Here is a 1,021-nt window from a genome sequence, read left to right on the forward strand (position 1 = left end):
ATTTTGATTTATCGCTCTGACGAGCGAAGTCTGCAAACTTTTTCTGGAGGGACAATTTCGGTACAGAAACATGAATTTTTTCGAGATTGCTAACAGCCAATCCCGGTTGTGCAGCTCCAGTAGCATATCTATTTAGGTTCAATTGCAATAACAGGTAATAGAGCCAATATCTGTCCATCTCAATTCTGGGGGTCACAACTACTGCGTGTTCAGTAGCGTGGAATTTGCCACTCGCATACTGCACATTTCCACACAAAGCTCCTTGTCTACCGATAATGGGGAAATCGCCATCATGCGTGTAATCACTAACAAAACCTCGTTGACCATTCCCACCGAAGCAAGGATAAAGCCCTTCGACATTGTTTTCTACTATGTCTGATGCCTTAACAAACTTGCCTGCCTTTAGATCACAATAATCTCCGAGAGCTTTCAGTTCCTCGTCCTTTTCTCTTGTAATAGGATTCCCGAACAGCTCCATAAATCGGGCTTTGATGAGATCGTCTAATTTTTGTAATTCTTGTTTTCTCTGACGGATAGTTTGTTCAATTGTATCCATCAGTTTCATGCTTACTTTTTGTTGTTCTACACTCATGACTGGTACCTGAACCTCTTCAAGAACCAATTTACTAATAGCCTTAAAAGTGCTACCTGTTCCTTTGTTGTTGAGTTCTTTATTCTGAGCTTTTAAAAAATGAAAAACATAATTTCTCATCGAACTGTTTTCAATTGTAATAGCTGCCAAACCACGACCAATGCAACATTCCTCTTTTGCATAATTCAGTGCCCCAATAGGCGCTCTAACAGAAATTAAAATATCATTCTCTTTAGCGGTTTTCTTTGGACTGTTACACCAAACTCTTGCAATTGGATACAATTCACCAAAATCAGCATTTCCCTGATAAAATGGTATACCATTTCCCTCTTCGTTATAACTTGAAGAATCAGGTGATTGTCCCATTGTGATAATCGCTATATCTTTTAATAGATTATATTTCATTTTCATCCCTATAAATCCGAATTT

Annotated in this window: 1 protein-coding gene; it reads right to left on the bottom strand. The window is 38.4% G+C overall.

The window, feature by feature from the left end:
• A partial coding sequence (locus tag I2G61_RS16280; RefSeq protein WP_195548481.1) for a restriction endonuclease subunit S occupies window positions 1-1,003 on the bottom strand: 1,003 nt, incomplete at its 3' end.
• Window positions 1,004-1,021 lie beyond the last annotated feature (18 nt).

It is taken from the genome of Holdemania sp. 1001095H_141210_F2 (assembly GCF_015558105.1).
Taxonomy (GTDB): Bacteria; Bacillota_I; Bacilli_A; order Erysipelotrichales; family Erysipelotrichaceae; genus Holdemania.